This window comes from Microbispora sp. H10836 (genome assembly GCF_012999525.1).
GTDB lineage: Bacteria > Actinomycetota > Actinomycetes > Streptosporangiales > Streptosporangiaceae > Microbispora.
Window position 1 is genome coordinate 382,317 of record NZ_JABBWU010000005.1, and the last position, 20,551, is coordinate 402,867.

General features: G+C 70.2%; 16 protein-coding genes. 3 read left to right on the top strand and 13 right to left on the bottom strand.

Annotated elements, in window-relative coordinates; genetic code table 11:
• Window positions 1–9: 9 nt before the first annotated feature.
• The 7 genes from HHX30_RS13180 to HHX30_RS13210 form a co-directional block, all read right to left on the bottom strand.
• Complete coding sequence (locus HHX30_RS13180; RefSeq protein WP_169982175.1) at window positions 10–1,257, bottom strand: sarcosine oxidase subunit beta family protein; 1,248 nt, start codon at window positions 1,255–1,257, stop codon at window positions 10–12.
• A complete protein-coding gene (gene glyA / locus HHX30_RS13185; protein WP_169982229.1) occupies window positions 1,254–2,516 on the bottom strand; it encodes a serine hydroxymethyltransferase in 1,263 nt (420 codons plus the stop codon). The genes HHX30_RS13180 and glyA overlap by 4 nt, the downstream gene beginning before the upstream one ends.
• Window positions 2,517–2,542: 26 nt before the next feature.
• Entirely contained in the window at window positions 2,543–4,981 is a 2,439-nt protein-coding gene (locus tag HHX30_RS13190) for an FAD-dependent oxidoreductase (RefSeq protein WP_169982176.1), read from the bottom strand.
• 243 nt (window positions 4,982–5,224) lie between these two features.
• Entirely contained in the window at window positions 5,225–6,199 is a 975-nt protein-coding gene (locus tag HHX30_RS13195) for an ABC transporter substrate-binding protein (protein ID WP_169982177.1), read from the bottom strand.
• Window positions 6,200–6,228: 29 nt separating this feature from the next.
• The gene (locus HHX30_RS13200; protein ID WP_169982178.1) at window positions 6,229–8,208 is read right to left on the bottom strand and encodes a proline/glycine betaine ABC transporter permease; all 1,980 of its coding nucleotides are present in this window, start codon (window positions 8,206–8,208) and stop codon (window positions 6,229–6,231) included.
• Entirely contained in the window at window positions 8,208–9,293 is a 1,086-nt protein-coding gene (locus HHX30_RS13205; RefSeq protein ID WP_169982179.1) for a glycine betaine/L-proline ABC transporter ATP-binding protein, read from the bottom strand. The genes HHX30_RS13200 and HHX30_RS13205 overlap by 1 nt, the downstream gene beginning before the upstream one ends.
• Window positions 9,294–9,490: 197 nt before the next feature.
• A complete protein-coding gene (locus HHX30_RS13210) occupies window positions 9,491–10,273 on the bottom strand; it encodes an IclR family transcriptional regulator (protein WP_169982180.1) in 783 nt (260 codons plus the stop codon).
• Between the two features lie 109 nt (window positions 10,274–10,382).
• Here HHX30_RS13210 and purU point away from each other — a divergent pair, with 109 nt between their 5' ends.
• Together purU and HHX30_RS13220 are read left to right on the top strand one after the other, a co-directional pair.
• Window positions 10,383–11,249 (top strand): formyltetrahydrofolate deformylase, encoded by an 867-nt coding sequence (purU, locus tag HHX30_RS13215; RefSeq protein ID WP_169982181.1) that lies wholly within the window; start codon window positions 10,383–10,385, stop codon window positions 11,247–11,249.
• A 169-nt stretch (window positions 11,250–11,418) separates the two neighbouring features.
• Window positions 11,419–11,811, top strand: coding sequence for a hypothetical protein (locus HHX30_RS13220; RefSeq protein WP_169982182.1), 393 nt, complete (start codon window positions 11,419–11,421; stop codon window positions 11,809–11,811).
• 167 nt (window positions 11,812–11,978) lie between these two features.
• Here HHX30_RS13220 and HHX30_RS13225 read toward each other — a convergent pair whose 3' ends face one another.
• Window positions 11,979–12,428 carry a VOC family protein gene (locus HHX30_RS13225; RefSeq protein WP_169982183.1) on the bottom strand — a complete coding sequence of 150 codons (450 nt, stop codon included), beginning with the start codon at window positions 12,426–12,428 and terminating at the stop codon, window positions 11,979–11,981.
• Between the two features lie 156 nt (window positions 12,429–12,584).
• On the opposite strand from HHX30_RS13225, the gene HHX30_RS13230 reads away from it, so the two are divergent.
• Window positions 12,585–13,361 carry an IclR family transcriptional regulator gene (locus HHX30_RS13230; protein ID WP_211591925.1) on the top strand — a complete coding sequence of 259 codons (777 nt, stop codon included), beginning with the start codon at window positions 12,585–12,587 and terminating at the stop codon, window positions 13,359–13,361.
• Here HHX30_RS13230 and HHX30_RS13235 read toward each other — a convergent pair.
• From HHX30_RS13235 to HHX30_RS13255, 5 genes are all read right to left on the bottom strand, one after another.
• Window positions 13,339–15,672, bottom strand: a complete 2,334-nt coding sequence (locus HHX30_RS13235) for an FdhF/YdeP family oxidoreductase (protein WP_169982184.1) — start codon at window positions 15,670–15,672, stop codon at window positions 13,339–13,341. The genes HHX30_RS13230 and HHX30_RS13235 overlap by 23 nt on opposite strands.
• A gap of 36 nt (window positions 15,673–15,708) precedes the next feature.
• Entirely contained in the window at window positions 15,709–16,800 is a 1,092-nt protein-coding gene (locus HHX30_RS13240; RefSeq protein ID WP_211591976.1) for an aromatic ring-hydroxylating dioxygenase subunit alpha, read from the bottom strand.
• Window positions 16,801–16,891: 91 nt separating this feature from the next.
• Complete coding sequence (locus HHX30_RS13245) at window positions 16,892–17,977, bottom strand: S-(hydroxymethyl)mycothiol dehydrogenase (protein ID WP_169982186.1); 1,086 nt, start codon at window positions 17,975–17,977, stop codon at window positions 16,892–16,894.
• Between the two features lie 163 nt (window positions 17,978–18,140).
• Entirely contained in the window at window positions 18,141–18,722 is a 582-nt protein-coding gene (locus tag HHX30_RS13250) for a hypothetical protein (protein WP_169982187.1), read from the bottom strand.
• A gap of 9 nt (window positions 18,723–18,731) precedes the next feature.
• The coding region (locus HHX30_RS13255; protein ID WP_169982188.1) for an ATP-dependent Clp protease ATP-binding subunit at window positions 18,732–20,551 on the bottom strand (1,820 nt) is incomplete at its 5' end.

Sequence of the window (20,551 nt, forward strand, 5' to 3'; positions counted from 1 at the left end):
GACTCCGTGTTAATGCGCGACGGCGGCGGCGCCGTGCTCGTCGACGAGCTTTCCTGTGGTGAACCGCTCGAGGGAGAAGGGGGCGTTGAGCGGGTGCGGCTCGCCGGTGGCGACCGTGTGGGCGTAGCACCAGCCGACGCCCGGGGTGGCCTTGAACCCGCCGGTTCCCCAGCCGCAGTTGACGTACAGGTCCTCGACGGGGGTGAGTCCGACGATCGGCGAGGCGTCGGGGGTCACGTCCACCACGCCGCCCCAGGTCCGCAGCACGTGCGCCCGCGCGAAGACCGGGAACAGCTCCAGCGCGGCCGACATCTGCCGCTCGATGATGTGGAACGCGCCCCGCTGTCGGTAGGAGTTCGCCGCGTCGATGCCCGCTCCCATGACCAGCTCGCCCTTGTGCGCCTGGCTCACGTAGACGTGGACCGCGTTCGACATGACGACGGTGGGGTGCACCGGCTCCAGCAGCTCCGACACCAGCGCCTGCAGCGGGTGGCTCTGCAGCGGCAGCGACACCCCCGCGTATCCGGCGACGACCGAGGAGTGCCCGGCGGCGGCGAGCGCGACCTTCCCGGTCGCGATGGGGCCGCGCGTGGTCTGGACGCCGGTCACCCGGCCGTCGCGCACGTCGAGGCCGGTCACCTCGCAGTGCTCGATCATGTCGACCCCGAGGTCGGCCGCGGCCTTCGCGAAGCCCCAGGCGACGTAGTCGTGCTTGGCGATGCCGGCCCGCGGCTGGTAGGTGCCGCCGAGCACGGGGTAGCGCACGTCCGGGGAGATGTCGACGATGGGGCAGACCTCCTTGACCTGCTCCGGCGTCAGCCACTCGGCGTCCACGCCGTTGAGCCGGTTGGCGTTGACCCGGCGCACGCTGTCGCGCACGTCCTGCAGGCTGTGGGCGAGGTTGAGCACACCGCGCTGGCTGAACAGCAGCGGGTAGCCGAGGTCCTCCTCCAGCCCCTCCCACAGCTTCAGCGCGTGCTCGTAGATGCCCGCGCTCTCGTCCCACAGGTAGTTGGACCGGATGATCGTGGTGTTGCGGGCCATGTTGCCGCCGGCGAGCCAGCCGCGCTCCAGCACCGCGACGTCGGTGATGCCGTGGTTCTTGGCCAGGTAGTAGGCCGTGGCCAGGCCGTGGCCGCCGCCGCCGACGATGACCACGTCGTACGCGCGCTTCGGCTCGGCCGGGCTCCACAGCCGGTCGGGGTGGTCCGGCAGGTCGGCGCCCGGTGGTCGGGTGGTGCGAGCGCGGGGGCTCATCGGGCCTCCCCGACACCCGGGTAGAGGGGGTGCTTGGCGGCGAGCGCCTCGACCCGGGCACGCAGCGCGGCCAGGTCCGCTTCGGGCTGGAGCACCCGCGCGATCACGTCGGAGACCTCCTCGAACTCGGGGCGGGCGAAGCCCCGGGTGGCCAGGGCCGGGGTGCCGATCCGCAGCCCCGAGGTGACCATCGGGGGCCGGGGGTCGAACGGCACCGCGTTGCGGTTGACCGTGATCCCGGCCTCGTGGAGCCGGTCCTCGGCCTGCCTGCCGTCCAGTTCGGACTCGCGCAGGTCGGCCAGCACCAGGTGGACGTCCGTCCCGCCGGACAGCACGCGTACGCCCGCCTCGGCGGCGTCGGGGGCGAGCAGCCGCTCGGCGAGGACCCGGGCGCCCTCCAGCGTGCGGCGCTGCCGGTCGCGGAACCACTCCCCCGCCGCGATCTTGAACGCGACGGCCTTGGCCGCGATGACGTGCTCCAGCGGGCCGCCCTGCTGACCCGGGAACACCGACGAGTTGATCTTCTTGGCCAGGTCCTCGGTGGACAGGATGACCCCGCCCCTGGGCCCGCCGAGCGTCTTGTGCGTGGTCGTGGTGACGACGTGCGCGTGCGGGACCGGCGATGGGTGCAGCCCCGCCGCGACCAGCCCGGCGAAGTGCGCCATGTCCACCATCAGGTACGCCCCGACCTCGTCGGCGATCCGCCGGAACGCGGCGAAGTCGAGGTGACGGGGGTAGGCCGACCAGCCCGCGATGATCAGCTTGGGCCGGTGCTCGCGGGCGAGCCGCTCGACCTCGTCCATGTCCACGAGGCTGTCGCTCTCGCGCACGTGGTAGGCCACGACGTTGTAGAGCCGTCCGGAGAAGTTGATCCGCATGCCGTGGGTGAGGTGGCCGCCGTGCGCGAGGTCGAGGCCGAGGATCGTGTCGCCCGGCTCCAGCAGCGCGGACATGGCCGCCGCGTTGGCCTGCGCCCCCGAGTGGGGCTGCACGTTGGCGGCCTCGGCGCCGAACAGCGCCTTCACCCGGTCGATCGCCAGTCGCTCGATCACGTCGACGTGCTCGCAGCCGCCGTAGTAGCGCCTGCCCGGGTAGCCCTCGGCGTACTTGTTGGTGAGCACCGAGCCCTGCGCCTGCATCACCGAGACCGGCGCGAAGTTCTCCGAGGCGATCATCTCCAGGGTGGACCGCTGGCGGCGGGTCTCCTCGCCGATCGCCGCCGCCACCTCCGGGTCGGTCTCGGCGAGCGGCGCGTCCATCACCGAATCGTTCACTTCAGTCCTCACTAGCTGCGCAGCCGTTCCATGGCGGGGTCGAACAGGGGCTCCTCGGCGACCACGGCGGTCACCCGCCGGTCGAAGTAGCCGATCTCCAGCGTGCGTCCCGGCGTGGCCAGCTCGGCGGGCAGCCAGGCGTAGGCGATGCCCTTGCCGATCGTGTAGCCGAAGGCCGCGCTGGTGACGTAGCCGACGGCGCTCTCGCCGTCGTACACCGGCTCCTTGCCCATGACCACCTGGGCGGGGTCGTCGATGGTCAGGCAGGCGAGACGGCGGCGCACGTTCTCCTTGCGCCGCTCCAGGGCCTCGCGGCCGATGAAGTCGCCCTTGTCGAGCTTCACCGCGAAGCCGAGCCCCGCCTCGTACGGGTCGTGCTCGAAGGTCATGTCGGCGCCGAAGGACCGGTAGCCCTTCTCCAGCCGCAGGCTCGCGAAGGCGCCGCGCCCGCCGGCGATGACGCCGTACTGCTGCCCCGCCTCCCAGAGCGTGTCCCACAGCTTGGCGCCCAGGTCGGCGGTGGTGTAGAGCTCCCAGCCCAGCTCGCCGATGTACGACAGCCGCAGCGCGGTGACCGGCACCGTGCCGATGTACGCCTTCTTCGCCCGGAAGTAGCGGAAGCCCTGGTTGGAGAAGTCGGCGTCGGTCAGCGGCTGGACGAGGTCGCGGGCGCGGGGCCCCCAGACGCCGAGGCAGCAGGTGCCGGCCGTGATGTCGCGGACCATCACCGAGCCGTCCGCGGGCAGGTGGCGGTGGAACCAGTCGAGGTCGAGGTTGCCGTTGGCGCCGACCTGGAACACGTCGCGGCCCAGCCGGGCGACGGTCACGTCGCTGCGGATGCCGCCGTCGGTGTCGAGCAGCAGGCAGTAGGTCACCGAGCCGACCGACTTGTCCATCTGGCCGGTCGTCAGCCGCTGCAGGAAGGCCAGGGCGCCGGGCCCCGCGACCTCCAGCCGCTTCAGCGCGGTCATGTCGTACAGCGCGACGGACTCGCGGGACGCCCGGGCCTCCGCGCCGACGATCGGCGACCAGTAGCGCGCCGCCCAGTCGCCGGGCGTGGGGATGTCGCGGCCCTCAAGCAGGCGGGCGTTGGCGCCGTACCACTGCGGCCGCTCGTAGCCGACGGCCTCCAGGAAGAACGCGTCCAGCTCGCGCTGGCGGGTGTGGAAGGGGCTGAGGCGCAGCGGCCGCGGCTCCTCCATCGGCTGGAGCGGGTGGATGATGTCGTAGACCTCGACGAAGTTCTGGCAGTCGCGGGCCAGCACGTAGTCGGGGGCGAGCTGGTGCGGCTCGAACCGGTTGACGTCGCACTCGTGCAGGTCGAAGGACGAGCAGTGGCCGTCGACCAGCCACTCGGCCATCGCCTTGCCGACGCCGGCGGAGTGGGTCACCCAGACCGCCTCGGCGACCCAGAAGCCCTTCACGTCCGGGGACTCGCCCATGAGGGGCATGTGGTCCTGGGTGAAGGAGAAGAGTCCGTTGATGCCCTCGTCGATCTTCGCGGCCCGGGTGCCGGGCAGCAGCCGCTGCGTCTCGCTCCAGGCGTCCTCGAAGTCCTCCGGCGTGAACGTGAGCACCGACGGCATGACCTCGGCCTCGTCCACCGACAGCAGGTCCTCGGGCTTGACCGGCATCGGGCGGTGCCCGTAGTAGCCGATGCCGACGCCGTCGAACCGCTGGCGGTAGTAGAGGTCGGCGTCCTGGTGCCGCAGGATCGGCAGCGTCGCCTCCTCCTCGCGTCCCGCCAGGTCGGGCACCTGGCCGGTCCAGGCGAGCTGGTGCGCGAGCGGGGTCAGCGGCAGCGGCATTCCGACCATTCCGGCGACCTTCGGCCCCCAGATGCCGGCGCAGCAGACCACGACGTCGGCGGCGATCTCGCCCTGGTCGGTCACCACGCCGGCCACCCGGCCGTCCTCGGTGCGGACGTCGAGCACCTCGTGCCGCTCCAGCACGCGTACACCACGGGACTGGGCCCGCCTGAGCTGCGCCTCGACCGCGCGTACGGCCTTGGCGACGCCGTCGGTGGGGATGTGCAGGCCGCCGAGCACGACGCCGGGGTCGAGCAGGGGGAAGAGCCCGGCGCATTCGGCGGAGGTGAGCAGGCGCGACTCGACGCCCCAGGACGTGGCCCAGCCGTGCCTGCGGTGCAGTTCGGCGAGCCGCTCCGGGCTGGTCGCGACCTCCAGGCCGCCGACCTGGAGGAAGCAGGGCTCGCCGTCGAGGTCGAGCGAGCAGAACTTCTCGACGGTGTAGCGCGCCATCTGGGTCATGGTCTTCGAGCCGTTGATCTGGAAGACCAGTCCCGGCGCGTGCGAGGAGGAGCCTCCGGTCGCGGGCACCGGGCCCTGGTCGACCACCGTGACGTCCGTCCAGCCTCGGAGTGACAGTTCGTCGGCGAGCGCCGCACCGACGACGCCTGCTCCGATGATGACGACGCGCGGGCCCGTCATACCCACCTCCGATGTTGCATAATTCGCAACGTTATGCGCTTAACGCAACAAGCCTGACGCCTCATAGTGCGGGTGTCAAGCGTCAAAAACAGGACAAAACCGTGCCCGGTGCCGATCCAGGGGGAAGATCGGCACCGGGCACGGAGTGCGGTTCCGGACCTGGCCGGGACCTCCGGTGACGGCGCCCTCCCCCGGGGCGGGGAGGGTCCCCGGAGAGGAGCGGCCGCGGGGGTGAAGCCGGAATCAGCCCTGGGGCAGCCAGGCCTTCACCTTGTCGGGGTTGTCCTTGACCCACTTGGCGGCCGCGTCCTCGGCGGACATCTTGTCCTCGGAGATGTACTTGGCCACGAGGTTCTGGTCGTCGTTCGTCCAGGTGAAGTTCTTGACGAGCGGGTAGGCCGGGCTGCCGGAGTCGGCGAACTTCTTGCTCACGATCTTGTCGAGGTCGTAGACGGGGTAGTCGCAGGCCACCTTCTCGGCGTCCGCGTCGCAACCCTCGGTGTACTCGGGCAGGTCGACCTTGACCAGCTTGACCTCGGACATGAACCACTGCGGGTCGTAGAAATAGCCGAGCAGCGGCGTCTTCTGCTTCTCCGCCTGGCGGAAGGCCGTGATCAGAGCCGCCTCACTGCCGGCGTAGACCACCTTGTAGTTCAGGTCGAGGTTCTTGACCAGCGCCTCGTCGTTGGTGACGAAGGACGGGTCGCCGTCGAGCATCTGGCCCTTGCCGCCCGACTCGGACGTCTTGAACAGGTCGGCGTACTTGTTGAGGTTCTTCCAGTCGGTGATGTCGGGGTACTTCTCCGCCATCCACGGCGGCACGAACCAGCCGATGACGCCCTTGTTGCCGGTGACGCCCGCGGACACGGCGGTCTTCTGCTCGTCGATGTACTTCTTCTTCAGGTCGTCGTGACCCCAGTTCTCCACGACGGCGTCCACCTCGCCGGTGCCGAAGCCCTGCCAGGCGACCTCCTCCTTGAGGTCCTTCTTGACGACCGTGCACCCCAGTTCCTTCTCCGCCACGTACGCGATCACGGCGGCGTTGGCCTCGTAGCCGACCCACGGGTTGATCGCCAGGTTGACGGTGCCGCAGCCGCCCTTGCCGTCGGAGGCCGCCTGCGTCTCCCCGACCTTCGCACCTCCGCAACCGGAGAGCAGGAGGCCTGCGCCGGCCACGAGCGCGAGCGCGCGCGGCCCATAGTTCCTTGTCACTGCCACGTTGGTCCTCCTGTGGGGGTGTTACAGGTTCAGCGGGAAGCCGGAGAGCTCCCGGCCCGCGCGGCGGCGGCCCGCATGATCCGGTCGAGCATGATTCCGAGTACGACGATCGCGAGCCCCGCGGCCAGGCCCTTGCCGCGCAACTGGTGCTGGGAGAAACCGGCGACGACGTCGTATCCCAGCGCGCCGGCGCCGACGAGGCCGCCGACGACGACCATCGACAGCACGTAGATGAGACCCTGGCTGGCCGCGAGCGTGATCCCGGCGCGGGCCATGGGCAACTGCACCTTGGAGATGAGCTGCCACGTGCTCGCGCCGCCGGCCGTCGCCGCCTCCACCGCGGTGTGCGGCACCCCGCGGATGCCCTCGGCGACCAGCTTCACCGACACCGGCGCGGCGAACACGACGGCCGCGATGATGGCGGTGAACCGGGTGGCGCCGAACAGTCCGAGGATCGGCACGAGGTAGACGAACGCCGGCATGGTCTGGCCGGCGTCGAGCACCGGCCGCAGCACGCGGTCGGCCCGGTCGCTGCGCCCCATCCACACCCCGAGGATCACTCCGAGGACCATCACGAGGAGGGTCGCGACCAGTGTGGTGGCCAGCGTGACCATGCTGTCGTGCCACAGGCCGAGCGCGACGAGCAGCGCGCAGCCCACCGCGGCGGTGATCGCCGCGCGCACGCCCGCGAGCAGCAGCGCGAGGGCCACCGCCACCACGGCGACCAGCCACCAGGGCGACCGGCCGAGCAACGCCTCGAACGGGTTGAGAAGGGCGTAGGTGACGACGTTCTTCAGCCCGTTCGTGTAGGTCACCAGCGTGTCCTGCGCCCACGTGCTGGCGGCGTCCGCGCCGCGCCGCACGTACGAGCCGAGGTCCGCCCCGCCGGGGAACTCCGCGGCCCAGACGTAGGTGTAGGAGAGGTAGACGAGCACGACGGCCACGGCCGCGGTCACCGCGGTCTCCACCCGCCGCAGCCGCGACCTGTCTGAACGCCCGGCGCGGTGGACGGTCTCCACCCGGCGGCCGGCGGCCGAGGTCACCCGGTCGAGCACGATCGCCATGATCACGATGGCCAGCCCGGCGTTGAACGCGGTGCCCACGTCGAGCGTCTGCAGCGCCTTGAGAACGGTCTTGCCGAGGCCGGGCGCGTCGATCAGCGCGGCGATCGTCGCCATGGACAGGGCGGCCATGATGGTCTGGTTGATCCCGACCACGATCGTCCGCTTGGCCAGCGGCAGCCGCACCTTGCGCAGCGACTGGCCGCCCGTGGCGCCGAGGGAGTCGGCGGCCTCCAGCGTGGCCGGCGGGGTCTGCCTGATGCCGTGGGCGGTGAGCCGGATCGCGGGCGGGACCGCGTAGATCATCGTCGCGACGGTGGCGCTGGCCGGCCCGATCAGGAAGAAGAGCGTGAGCGGGGCCAGGTAGACGAACGTCGGCATGGTCTGCATGAAGTCCAGCACCGGCGTGACGATCCGGTTGAAGCGGTCGCTGAGCCCGGCCCAGATCCCGAGCGGGATGCCGGCCGCGAGCGACAGCGCGACGGCCGTCAGGGTGAGGGCGAGCGTGTCCATGCTCTCCTCCCACAGCCCGAGCAGGCCGAACGACGCGAACCCGGCCGCCGTCAGCACGGCGACCTTGCGGTTGCCGTAGAGGTGGGCGATCGCGGTGGCGACGCCGGTCACCCCGAGCCAGCCGACGAGCGGCACGGGGCGGCCGAAGGACGGCTGGCTGATCAGTGCCTGGACGAACGTCACCGCGGCGTCGAGGAAGAGCCGGATGTAGTTGACGAAGTAGAGGAACAGCGGATTGCTGTCGCGGTTCGCGTCGATCGCGTCGGCGGCCTCGCCGAGCCGGTTGTGCAGGGGCGTGAGCTGCGCGCCGCCCAGCGGGAGGGTGTCGCGGCCGTTCAGCACCACCCACAGCGCGATCCAGGCGACGACGACCGCGCCCGTGACGTACGTGCGGGAGGGGAACCGGCGCGTCACCGGCGCGCTGAGGGCCACCATCAGCTCTGCCCGCCCGCGCCGGCGATGACTTCCAGGACCTCCGCCGGGGTGACCACGCCGAGCAGGTCGCCGTCGCGCACCACCTTCACCGGTCGCTTGGCGGACAGGACCGTGCGCGCCGCGTCGCGGATGACGGTGTCCGGGCTCAGCTCCGGCCCGTCGAGAGGGTCGTCCGGGGCGGCGTCGCGCATGATCCAGCGCAGCGTGAGGACGTCGGACCGGGGGACGTCGCTGACGAAGTCCCGCACGTAGTCGTCGGCCGGGGCGCCGACCACCTCGTCCGGGGTGCCCGTCTGCACGAGTTCGCCGTCGCGCATGATGAGGATGCGGTCGCCCAGCTTGAGCGCCTCACCGAGGTCGTGGGTGATGAAGATCATCGTCTTGCCCACCTCGTGGTGCAGGCGGATGACCTCGTTCTGCATCTCGCGCCGGATCAGCGGGTCGAGCGCCGAGAACGGCTCGTCGAAGAACAGCACCTCGGGGTCCACGGCGAGGGCGCGGGCCAGGCCGACCCGCTGCTGCATGCCACCGGAGAGCTGGTCGGGGTAGGAGCCCTCGAACCCGGCGAGGCCCACCAGTTCGAGCACCTCCTGGGCCCGGGCCAGGCGGTCGGCCTTCTTCACGCCCCTGATCTCCAGGCCGAAGGCCACGTTGTCCAGGACCCGCCGGTGCGGCAGCAGGCCGAAGTGCTGGAACACCATGCCGAAGCGGTGGCGGCGCAGCTCGCGCAGGCGTTTACCGGCGTAGCCGAGCACGTCCTCACCGTCGAGCAGAACCTCGCCCGCCGTCGGCTCGACCAGACGGTTCAGGCAGCGTACGAGCGTGGACTTGCCCGAGCCGGACAGGCCCATGACGACGAAGACCTCACCGCGGCACACCGAGAAGGAGACGTCCCGCACCGCGGCCACGCACCCGGTCGTCCGTTTCAGCTCCGCACGGCCGAGCGTGGCCAGCGGCGTGCCGACGACCCGGTCGGCGCGCTGCCCGAAGACCTTCCACAGGCCGCGTACGTCGAGGACCGTGGGCCTGTCGCCGTCCGGCGCGCTCGCCGGACTCTCCTGATCGGCCACAGAGGATACGGTCATGACACCTCACACTCCTTGACGTCCGCCTGCGACAGCGTCGATGCAGGCGCCACCGATGCAGAGGTCCGCCACAGGCAGTGCCTTCCGGTCGCCACGACAAAGCAAGCGCGCAGTAGTTGCGTATTACGCACTTGTTTGCTTATCGAGGAACAGAATCGACCCGACACTCGCGGACAGTCAAGGCTTGTGCGCCTTTTTTACACTGCCGCCCCAAACCAGCCCATTCGGCCAGATACCTCGCCAGCCGCCGCCATGACCTGCTCCGCTACGGCGGGGATTGCTTTTTCGGGCATCCGGAAGGTCGGGCCGGACGCGCTGAGCGAGGCGACGACGGAGCCGTCCGCGCCCAGGACGGGCGCGGCGACCGCGCTCAGGCCGTCCTCCAGTTCGTCCACCGCCGTCGCGTACCCCCGGCGGCGCACCTCGGCCAGCTCCGCGCGCAGCAGCCCGGGATCGGTGACGGTGCGGGCGGCGAGGCCGGGCAGCCCCGCCGCGACCACCTCGTCGCACAACGCGGCCGGCGCGTGCGCGAGCAGCACCTTGCCGTTGGACGTCGCGTGCAGCGGGATGCGCTGGCCCACCCAGTTGTGCAGTTGCAGCGCCGACGGCCCGGCGACCTGGTCGACGTACAGGGCCTCCCGGCCGGAGAGGACGGCCACGTTCACGGTCTCCCCCACCGTCCGGGCGAGCGCAGGCGTGACGGCGCGGCTCTCGCGCACCAGGTCGAGCCGGGCACTGGTCGCCCCGGCGAGCCTCACCAGGCCCACGCCCAGCCGATACCTGCCGCGGTCGCTGTCCTGCTCGACCAGATCGTGGCTCTCCAGCGTCGCCACCAGGCGGAACGCGGTGGACCTGTGCACGCCGAGGACGGCCGCCATCTCGCTGACGCCGAGCTCGCCGTTCCGGGCGAGCAACTTCAGGATGGTGAGTGCGCGGTCGACGGACTGCACCGCCGAACCGTCACCCGGCCCGTTGCTCATGGCACAACTCTACGCAGATTACGCACAAGGCTCTTGACCTGTCCCCGACATCGGGTCACTCTGTTGCGTATACGTCACCATGTTGCGTATCGCGCACTCAGGAGGCTCCATGTCCGCTCGCCCGGGTCGCGAGTTCGTCCTCACGTTCTCCTGCGTGGACCGGCCGGGGATCGTCTACGCGGTGAGCGGCTTCCTCGTCCAGCACGCGGGCGACATCCTGCAGAGCCAGGAGTTCAACGACCGTACGAACGGCCATTTCTTCATGCGGGTCCACTTCGGGGTGCCCGAGGGCCGCGGCGACATCGAGGAACTGCGCCGCGGCTTCTCCTACGTCGGCGACTCCTTCCAGATGCACTGGCAGATCAAGGACGCCGTGACGCCGACGAGGACGCTCGTGCTCGTGTCGAGGTTCGGCCACTGCGTGAACGACCTGCTCTACCGGCAGCGGGTCGGCGCGCTGAACGTCGAGATCCCCGCCATCGTCTCCAACCACCGGGACCTCGAACCACTGGCCGAGTTCTACGGCGTGCCGTTCCACCACGTGCCCGTCACCCCCGACACCAAGCCCGAGGCCGAGCAGCGCATCCTCGATCTGGCCGAGGATCTCGGCACCGACCTGGTCGTGCTCGCCCGCTACATGCAGATCCTCAGCGACGACATGTGCAAGCGGCTCGAGGGCCGCGCGATCAACATCCACCACTCGTTCCTGCCGGGATTCAAGGGCGCCAAGCCGTACCACCAGGCCCACGAGCGCGGCGTGAAGCTCATCGGCGCCACCGCGCACTACGTCACCGCCGACCTCGACGAGGGACCGATCATCGAACAGGACGTGGCGCGTGTGGACCACTCGCTCGACCCCGGCGAGCTCGTCACCGTGGGCCGCGACGTGGAGGCGCAGGTGCTGGCCAGGGCCGTGCGCTGGCACAGCGAGAGCCGCGTGCTCCTCAACGGCGACCGCACCGTCGTCTTCCGCTAGATCTCTTCCACTGGCCCCGGCATGGCATTGCCGGGGCGTTTTCGCTTTCCGTCTGACCGGTGAGTCACCGGACCTCGATGCGGCCCCAAAATGACAATTCCCGTGAAGGGCGGCGCATGATCACTGTAAGTTCGTACCCCCATATGTCGTCCCTTTACAGGATCAGATAATGACGGAAACCCCCCAGGAGCCCCCGACAATCGGCCAGAAGGCCGCAGGCGCGGGCAAGGTCTTCGGCAAGCGCATCGTCGCCTATGCCGTCGGCGCCGCCGTTCTCGCCGGTGGCGGCTTCGCGTACAAGCAGCTGAGCGGAGCTCCCGAGATCGCCAAGGCCGGCGACTGCATGTCCGGCGCCACGGCCGACGAGCTCAAGGTCGTCTCGTGCACCGACGCGGCCGCGGCGCTCACTGTCGAAGGCCGCGTCGAGGACAAGACGGAGCAGGAGTGGGACGCGGACAAGGAAGGGAAGATCTGCTCGGCCTACCCGAAGGCGGACCAGTCCTTCTGGGAAGGTGAGAGGGGCAAGGCGGGCTACGTGCTCTGCCTGGCGCCCAAGAACTGACCCGCTCCCCTGCACCGAAAGGCCGGAGCGCTGCGCCCGGTGTACCGGGACCGCGTCCGTTCGGGACGCTCGGCCGGGATTTCCCGGCCGAGCGTTTCCGCGCAACCCGGAGACGGCTTGTCGCTCACACCGGCCCTCCAGCGCCCCGACGCGACCGTCGTACGGCGCTAGACCACATCGAACTCGTTTCCCTCGGGATCCACCATCGCTACCGCATAGTGATCGATCCCGGGCTGCGACAGCACCCGCACAACGGACGCCCCCGCCTGGACAAGCCGCTCCACCTCGGCGTCCACCCGCGCTTTCCGGGTCTCCAGTGGTACGTCCTCCCGCTTGCCGCCCACCTTCACATCCAGGTGGAGCCGGTTCTTGACCACCTTGCCCTCAGGCACCTGCTGAAACCAGATCCTCGGCCCGTACCCCTCGGGATCGACGATGCTGTCGCTGCCGTCCCCCTCGCCCAGCTCGTCCTCCGGCACTCCGACAGTGCGCCAGTAATCCCGCCATGTGTCGAATCCACCCGGCGGCGGCTCCGCCGTGTACCGCAGCGCGCCCGCCCAGAACCGGGCCATCCGCTCCGGTGCCGCACAGTCGATGACCAGCTGATAGGAAACCATGGCAGCGATCCTGCCGGACCCATCCGACAATTGCCGGCCCGCCGGCCACCTCACGTGCGGTAAACGGCGCCGGCGCTCGCGGGACCAACCAGAAGATCTCCCTGGGAATCTCACTACGCCCCGGCTCAGCGTTGCGTGAAGCGCTACAGTCTCGCCATGAGCAACGACGCCTCCGCCGCCAACGGCGGCGGCGTGCAGTCCGTCGATCGCGCGATCAGCATCATGGAGATCCTCGCCCGCCGTGGGGAGGCGGGAGTCACCGAGATCGCGGCCGAGATCGAGGTCCACAAGTCGACCGCGTTCCGCCTGCTCGGCGCCCTGGAGGCACGCGGCCTCGTCGAGCAGACCGAGGACCGCGGCAAGTACCGCCTCGGCTTCGGGCTCGTCCGTCTCGCCGGCAGCGTCTCCATGCGGATGGACGTCACCCAGCAGAGCCGGCCCGTATGCCAGCGACTGGCCGAGGAGATCGGCGAGACGGTGAACATCGCCGTCCTGCGCTCGCACTACGCGGTCAACCTCGACCAGGTGCGCGGCCCCTCCGCCGTCACCGCCCACAACTGGGTGGGCCAGCTCACGCCCCTGCACGCGACGTCGAGCGGCAAGGTCCTGCTGGCGTACGTGGAGCGGCAGCGCCGCGCGGACCTGCTGCGCGCGGCCGGCCTGCGGCGCCACACACCGAACACGGTGACCTCGGTGGAGAACCTGGAACGGGAGCTGGCGGAGGTGCGCGAGCACGGCTACGCCCTGTCCCTGGAGGAGCTGGAGGTGGGCCTGAACGCGCTCGCCGCTCCCGTCCGCTCCTTCCGCGGAGAGGTCGTGGCGGCGATCAGCGCGTCCGGGCCCGCCTACCGGTTCAGTGAGAAGCGCATGCGCGAGCTGGCGCCCGTCCTGGTCAAGGGAGCCGAGGAGATCAGTCACCGCCTCGGTGGCTGACCGTCTCCTCCGCCGCCCCTTCCGCGGCACGGCGCAGCCGTACGACGACGCTCTTGGACGTGGGCGTGTTCGACGTCTCCGCCACCGAGTCCAGAGGCACCAGCACGTTCGTCTCCGGGAAGTACGCCGCGCAGCAGCCCCGCGCCGTCGGATAGGCGACCGCGCGGAACCCCTCGGCCACGCGCTCGCCGTCCGGCCACTCGCTGACGATGTCCAGCATGTCGCCGTCCGCGAGACCGCGCTCGGCCAGGTCGTCGGGGTGGACGAAGAGCACCCGCCGCCCGTTCTTGATGCCGCGGTAGCGGTCGTCCAGGCCGTAGATCGTCGTGTTGTACTGGTCGTGGCTGCGGATGGTCTGCAGCACGAGGCGGCCCCGCGGCACCCGCAGCACCTCCAGCGTGTTCACCGTGAAGTTCGCCTTCCCGGTGGCCGTGGGGAAGCGGCGCTCGTCGCGCGGGGCGTTCGGCAGCGCGAAGCCGCCCGGCCTGCGCACCCGCGCGTTGAAGTCGTCGAACCCGGGCACCACCCGCTCGATGCGCTCCCTGATCGCGTCGTACCCCGCCTCGAACTCGGCCCACGGCACGTGCGGGTCGTCGCCGAGCAGTTCGCGGGCCAGCCGGCACACGATCGCCACCTCCGACAGCAGCGCGTCCGACGCCGGGCGCAGCCGGCCGCGCGAGGCGTGCACCATGCCCATCGAGTCCTCGACCGTGACGAACTGCTCGCCACCGGCCTGGACGTCCCGCTCGGTACGGCCGAGCGTGGGCAGGATGAGGGCCTGCTCGCCGCACACGGCATGTGACCGGTTCAGCTTGGTCGACACCTGCACGGTCAGCCGGCAGCGGCGCAGGGCCGCCTCCGTGGCGGCGGTGTCCGGCGTCGCCGAGACGAAGTTGCCGCCCATGGCGAAGAACACCTCGGCGTCGCCGTCGCGCATGGCGCGGATGGCCTCCACGGTGTCGTGGCCGTGCTCGCGCGGCGGCGGGAAGCCGAACTCCTTCTCCAGCGCGTCGAGGAACTCCCGTTTGGGCTTCTCGTAGATGCCCATCGTCCGGTCACCCTGCACGTTGGAGTGCCCGCGTACCGGACACACGCCCGCGCCGGGACGCCCGACGTTGCCGCGCAGCAGCAGGAAGTTGACGATCTCCCGGATCGTCGGGACCGACTTGCGGTGCTGGGTGAGGCCCATCGCCCAGCAGACCACGACCGAGCGGGCGGCCAGCACGTCGCGGGCCGTCTCCTCGATCTCGGCGCGGGTCAGCCCGGTCGCCTCGAGCACCTCGGCCCAATCGAGCCCGCGCACGTGCTCGTCCCAGGCGTCGAAGCCGTGCGTGTGCGCCTCGACGAACTCGCGGTCCACCACGGTGCCCGGCGCGGCGTCCTCGGCCTCCAGCAGGAGCAGCGACAGCGCCTGGAACAGCGCCAGGTCGCCGCCGAGACGGATCTGCAGGAACCGGTCGGACAGCGCCGTCCCGGTCCCGGCGAGGCCGGAGGGCCGCTGGGGGTTCCGGAACCGCAGCAGCCCGGCCTCCGGCAGCGGGTTGACCGCCACGATCCGCGCGCCGCCCCGCTTCGCCCGCTCCAGCGCGGTGAGCATGCGCGGATGGTTGGTGCCGGGGTTCTGGCCGACCACCAAGATCAGGTCGGCCCGGTGCAGGTCCTCCAGCAGCACCGTCCCCTTGCCGATGCCGAGCGTCTCGGTCAGCGCCGAGCCGCTCGACTCGTGGCACATGTTGGAGCAGTCGGGCAGGTTGTTGGTGCCGAACCGGCGGACGAGAAGCTGGTAGGCGAAGGCGGCCTCGTTGGATGTGCGGCCGGAGGTGTAGAAGAGGGCCTGATCGGGGTGGTCGAGCGCGCGCAGTTCGCGCGCGACGACGCCGAAGGCGTCCTCCCACGAGATCGGCTCGTAGTGGTCCGAGCCGGCCGGCTTGTACATCGGCTCGGTGAGCCGGCCCTGCTGGCCCAGCCAGTAGTCGCTGCGCCGGGCCAGCTCGTCCACCGGGTGCTCGGCGAAGAAGTCGCGGGTGACCCGGCGGACCGTCGCCTCCTCGGCCACCGCCTTCGCGCCGTTCTCGCAAAACTCGGCGGGGCTGCGGTGGCCGTCGCCCTCCGGCCAGGCGCACCCCGGGCAGTCGAAGCCGGACTTCTGGTTGACCCGCAGCAGGGTCAGCATCGTCCGCCCCGCGCCCATCTGCCGGTACGCCGTGCCGAGCGCGTGACCGACCGCCGGGACCCCGCCCGCCCAGGTCTTCGGCGAGCCGACCTCCAGGCCTTCGTCTCCGACGTCCTCCCGAGGCGCCTTACGCGTCACCCCGCATCTCCTCCAACCTCACTGAGCCCGGCGACCTCACTCGCCGAGCTTGCCACGCACCCAATCATGGAACAGGCCGATGTGGTGCTCGCTCGGCACCAGCACCCCGCCCTTGGCGTACGTGCGGGAGCTCATCGAGGGCTGGGTGCGCTCGCAGGCCTCGAAGTCCTGCTCGTTGACCCGGTGGAACAGCTCCACCGACCGGCTGATGTCCTTGCCCTCGGCCACGACCTCCGGCAGGTACAGCCAATCGCACTCCACCACCGTGCGGTCCACCGCGAGCGGGAACATCCGGTGGATGATCACGTGGTCGGGCACCATGTTGACGAACACCTGCGGCTTGATCGTGATGGCGTAGTAGCGCCGATCCTGATCCTCGCTGATTGTCGGGATGCGGTCGAGCCCCTCGGAGCCGTCGACCGTGAACCCCTGGACGTCCTCGCCGAACAGCGCACCGTGGCCCACGTAGTACTGCGCCGCGTAGCCGTCGGCGAACTCCGGCAGCACCTCGGTCAGCTCGGGATGGATGGTCGCGCAGTGGTAACACTCCATGAAGTTCTCGACGATGAGCTTCCAGTTCGCCTTCACGTCGTACACGATCCGGCGGCCGAGCGCCAGGTTCTCCACGCCGTAGTTGTCGAGGGACGCCACGTCGCCGAGGCGCGTGCGCACCTCGCCGAGCACGGTGTCCTCGAACGACGGCGGCTCGTCGGCCAGGCAGACCCACACGTAGCCCAGCCACTCCCGCACCGCCACGTTGACCAGGCCGTACTCGACCCGGTCGAGGTCGGGCATCTTCGTGAGGTTGGGGGCCGCGATGAGCTTGCCCTCCAGGTCGTACGTCCAGGCGTGGTAGGGGCACTGGAAGGCCCGCTTGACCTCGCCGGACTCCTCGGTGCAGATCCGGGCGCCGCGGTGGCGGCAGACGTTGTAGAACGCGCGGATCGAGTTGTCCCGCGCCCGCGTGACCAAGATGCTCTCGGAACCGACCTGAACGGTCTTGAACGCCCCGGGCTTGGGCAGGTCGGCGGCCCGGACGGCGCAGAACCACATCGACTCGAAAATGCGCTTCTGCTCCAGCGCGAAGACCTGGGCATCGGTGTAGTGCTCGCCCGGCAGTGTGGCCATCAGGCTGGGGGGCAGGCTCGTGGTGCTCACTGGTCGCTCCTGAAGGTCGTACGTCGCACGTCGGGGATCGAGATGATCAGGGGGAGGCCGGTCACAGGACCACGACGGAGCGCAGCACCTCGCCGTGGTGCATCTTCTCGAAGGCCGCCTCGACGTCCTCGAGCGCGATCGTCTCGGTGACGAACGCGTCCAGGTCGAGCCGTCCCTGCTGGTAGAGGGAGACGAGCATGGGGAAGTCCCGGCTGGGCAGGCAGTCGCCGTACCAGGAGGACTTGAGCGCTCCGCCGCGGCCGAAGACGTCGAGCAGCGGCAGTTCGAGCCGCATCTCCGGGGTCGGCACGCCGACCAGCACGACCGTCCCGGCGAGGTCGCGGGCGTAGAAGGCCTGCTTGTACGTCTCGGGACGGCCCACCGCCTCGATCACGACGTCCGCGCCGAACCCGCCGGTCAGGTCGCGGATCGCCTCCACCGCGTCGGTGTCCCGCGCGTTGACGGTGTGCGTGGCGCCGAAGCGGCGGGCCCAGTCGAGCTTGGTGTCGTCCACGTCGACCGCGATGATCGTGGTGGCGCCGGCCAGGTGCGCACCCGCGACGGCCGCGTCGCCCACGCCGCCGCAGCCGATGACGGCGACCGAGTCCCCGCGGGTCACCCCGCCGGTGTTGATGGCCGCGCCGAGCCCCGCCATGATTCCGCAACCGAGCAGGCCCACCGCGACCGCGGAAGCGCTCGGGTCGACCTTGGTGCACTGGCCGGCCGCGACAAGAGTCTTGTCGGCGAACGCGCCGATCCCGAGCGCCGGGGACAGCGGGGTGCCGTCGGCCAGCGTCATCTTCCGGGTGGCGTTGTGGGTGGCGAAACAGTACTGCGGGCGTCCGCGCAGACAGGCCCGGCACGCGCCGCAGACCGCGCGCCAGTTGAGGATGACGAAGTCGCCGGGGGCGACGTCGGTCACGCCCTCGCCGACAGCTTCGACCACGCCGGCCGCCTCGTGCCCGAGGAGGAACGGGAAGTCGTCGTTGATGCCGCCCTCCCGGTAGTGCAGGTCGGTGTGACACACCCCGCAGGCCTGTACGGCCACGAGCGCCTCACCCGGGCCCGGGTCGGGGACGACGATGGTCTCCAGGCTGACCGGCTGTCCCTTGCCCCTCGCGACGACCCCGCGGACTTCGTGCGCCATGGTCTCTCTTTCCCTCGAATCAGTCAGCGTGCATTAGTTGTGCAAGACGAAACACATAGCACTATGCGCAACAGACTGAGGCCGCTCTGGGCCACTGTCAAGGGGTGGGAAAGAGGTTCCGCGACGCGAGCGAGCGGCCCCGCGATCGGGCGCGGGGAACACCTCAGCGGAGGTCCTGTTCCAGGTGGGTGACGATCGGGGCGAGCAGGTCGTTCAGTTCCCGGACGAGGACCGTGAGCGCGCGGTGCGCCGTCTCGGCCAGGTCGCGCGCGGGCCCGTCCGGCGTCGCGGGCAGGTCTTCGAGGGGCACGGGGGCGTCCACGAGCAGGGTGGGACGCAGATGGGGGACCTTCGCGAGGTCCTGCTCGGCGGGTTCGACGAACTGGCCGAAGATCTCCGGCCAGCCACGCCAGCCGCGGTCGCGCCACCAGTCGCGCGAGACCGTGAGCGCCGCGGGCAGTGGGGAGACGAGCGTGACGCGTGCCGTCAGCGACCCGTCCCAGCCGTTGCGCACGCAGGAGGCGGACAGGATCCGCCGGTGCCAGCGGACCAGCCCCGGCGAGCTCAGGGGTGGGGTGGCGATCCGCCAGGCCGCGCACGCGAACGCGACCGGGGCGATGTCCCCCCACACCCCCTCGAACTCGCCGATGTTCTCCCACACGTGCTCGGAGTAGTGGCTGACGCCGTCACGGGCGCGTTCGCGGTCGGATCGGCCGTCGATCCAGAAGGCCTGCTGTCCGGCCATCGGCCGAGATCAGCCGTTCGACGCGGCGGAGGTGGGCGCGCCGGCGGCGGCGGGCGCGGTCTCGCCGGCGAAGGTGAACTTGGCCGCGTCGCCTTCGCCCTCGATGTCGATCTTGACGACCTGGCCGGGCCGCAGCTCGCCGTAGAGGATCTTCTCCGACAGCGTGTCCTCCAGCTCCCGCTGGATGGTCCGGCGCAGCGGCCGGGCGCCCATGACCGGGTCGTACCCGCGGTCGGCCAGCACCTGCTTGGCCGCGGGAGACACCTCCAGGCCCATGTCGCGGTCCTTCAGGCGCTCGGCCACCTGGGCGAGCATCAGGTCCACGATCTGGATGATCTCCTTGGGCGTCAGCTGGTGGAAGACCACGATGTCGTCGACACGGTTGAGGAACTCGGGCCGGAAGTGCTGCTTGAGCTCCTCCTGCACCTTGGCCTTCATCCGGTCGTAGGTGCTCTCCTCGTCGTTGGACTTCGCGAAGCCCAGGGCGACGCCCTTGGAGATGTCCCGGGTGCCGAGGTTGGTCGTCATGATGATGACGGTGTTCTTGAAGTCCACCACCCGGCCCTGGGCGTCGGTCAGCCGACCGTCCTCCAGGATCTGCAGCAGCGAGTTGAAGATGTCCCCGTGCGCCTTCTCGACCTCGTCGAACAGCACGACCGAGAACGGCTTGCGCCGCACCTTCTCGGTCAGCTGACCACCCTCCTCGTACCCGACGTAACCGGGCGGGGAGCCGAACAGCCGCGAGACGGTGTGCTTCTCCATGAACTCGGACATGTCCAGCATGATCAGCGCGTCTTCGTCGCCGAACAGGAACTCCGCCAGCGCCTTGGACAGCTCGGTCTTACCGACACCCGACGGGCCGGCGAAGATGAACGACCCGCCCGGACGGCGCGGGTCCTTCAGACCGGCACGAGTACGCCGGATCGACCGCGACAGCCCCTTGATCGCGTCGTCCTGACCGATGATCCGCTTGTGCAGCTCGTCTTCCATCCGCAGCAGCCGCTGGGACTCCTCCTCGGTCAGCTTGAACACCGGGATACCGGTGGCGGTGGCCAGGACCTCGGCGATGAGCTCCTCGGTCACCTCGGCCACGACATCCATGTCGCCGGCCTTCCACTCCTTCTCCCGCCGCTCCCGCTTCAGCTGCAGCTGCTTTTCCTGATCACGCAACGCCGCGGCCTTCTCGAAGTCCTGCGCGTCGATCGCGGACTCCTTCTCCCGCCGCACATTCGCGATCTTCTCGTCGTACTCCCGCAGCTCCGGCGGCGCCGTCATCCGGCGGATCCGCATCCGGGAGCCCGCCTCGTCGATCAGGTCGATCGCCTTGTCCGGCAGGAACCGGTCACTGATGTACCGATCCGCCAGCGTCGCGGCCGCGACCAGCGCCCCGTCGGTGATCGACACCCGGTGATGCGCCTCATACCGGTCCCGCAGACCCTTGAGGATCTCGATCGTGTGCGACAGCGACGGCTCGGCCACCTGGATCGGCTGGAACCGCCGCTCAAGCGCCGCGTCCTTCTCCACGTGCTTGCGGTACTCGTCCAGCGTCGTGGCGCCGATCGTCTGCAGCTCACCCCTCGCGAGAGGGGGCTTCAGAATGCTCGCGGCGTCGATGGCGCCCTCGGCGGCGCCCGCACCGACCAGCGTGTGCAGCTCGTCGATGAACAAGATGATGTCGCCCCGGGTACGGATCTCCTTGACGACCTTCTTCAGGCGCTCTTCGAAGTCACCGCGGTAGCGGGAACCGGCCACCAGCGCACCCAGATCCAGGGTGTAGAGCTGCTTGTCCTTCAGCGTCTCGGGCACCTCACCCTTGACGATCTTCTGCG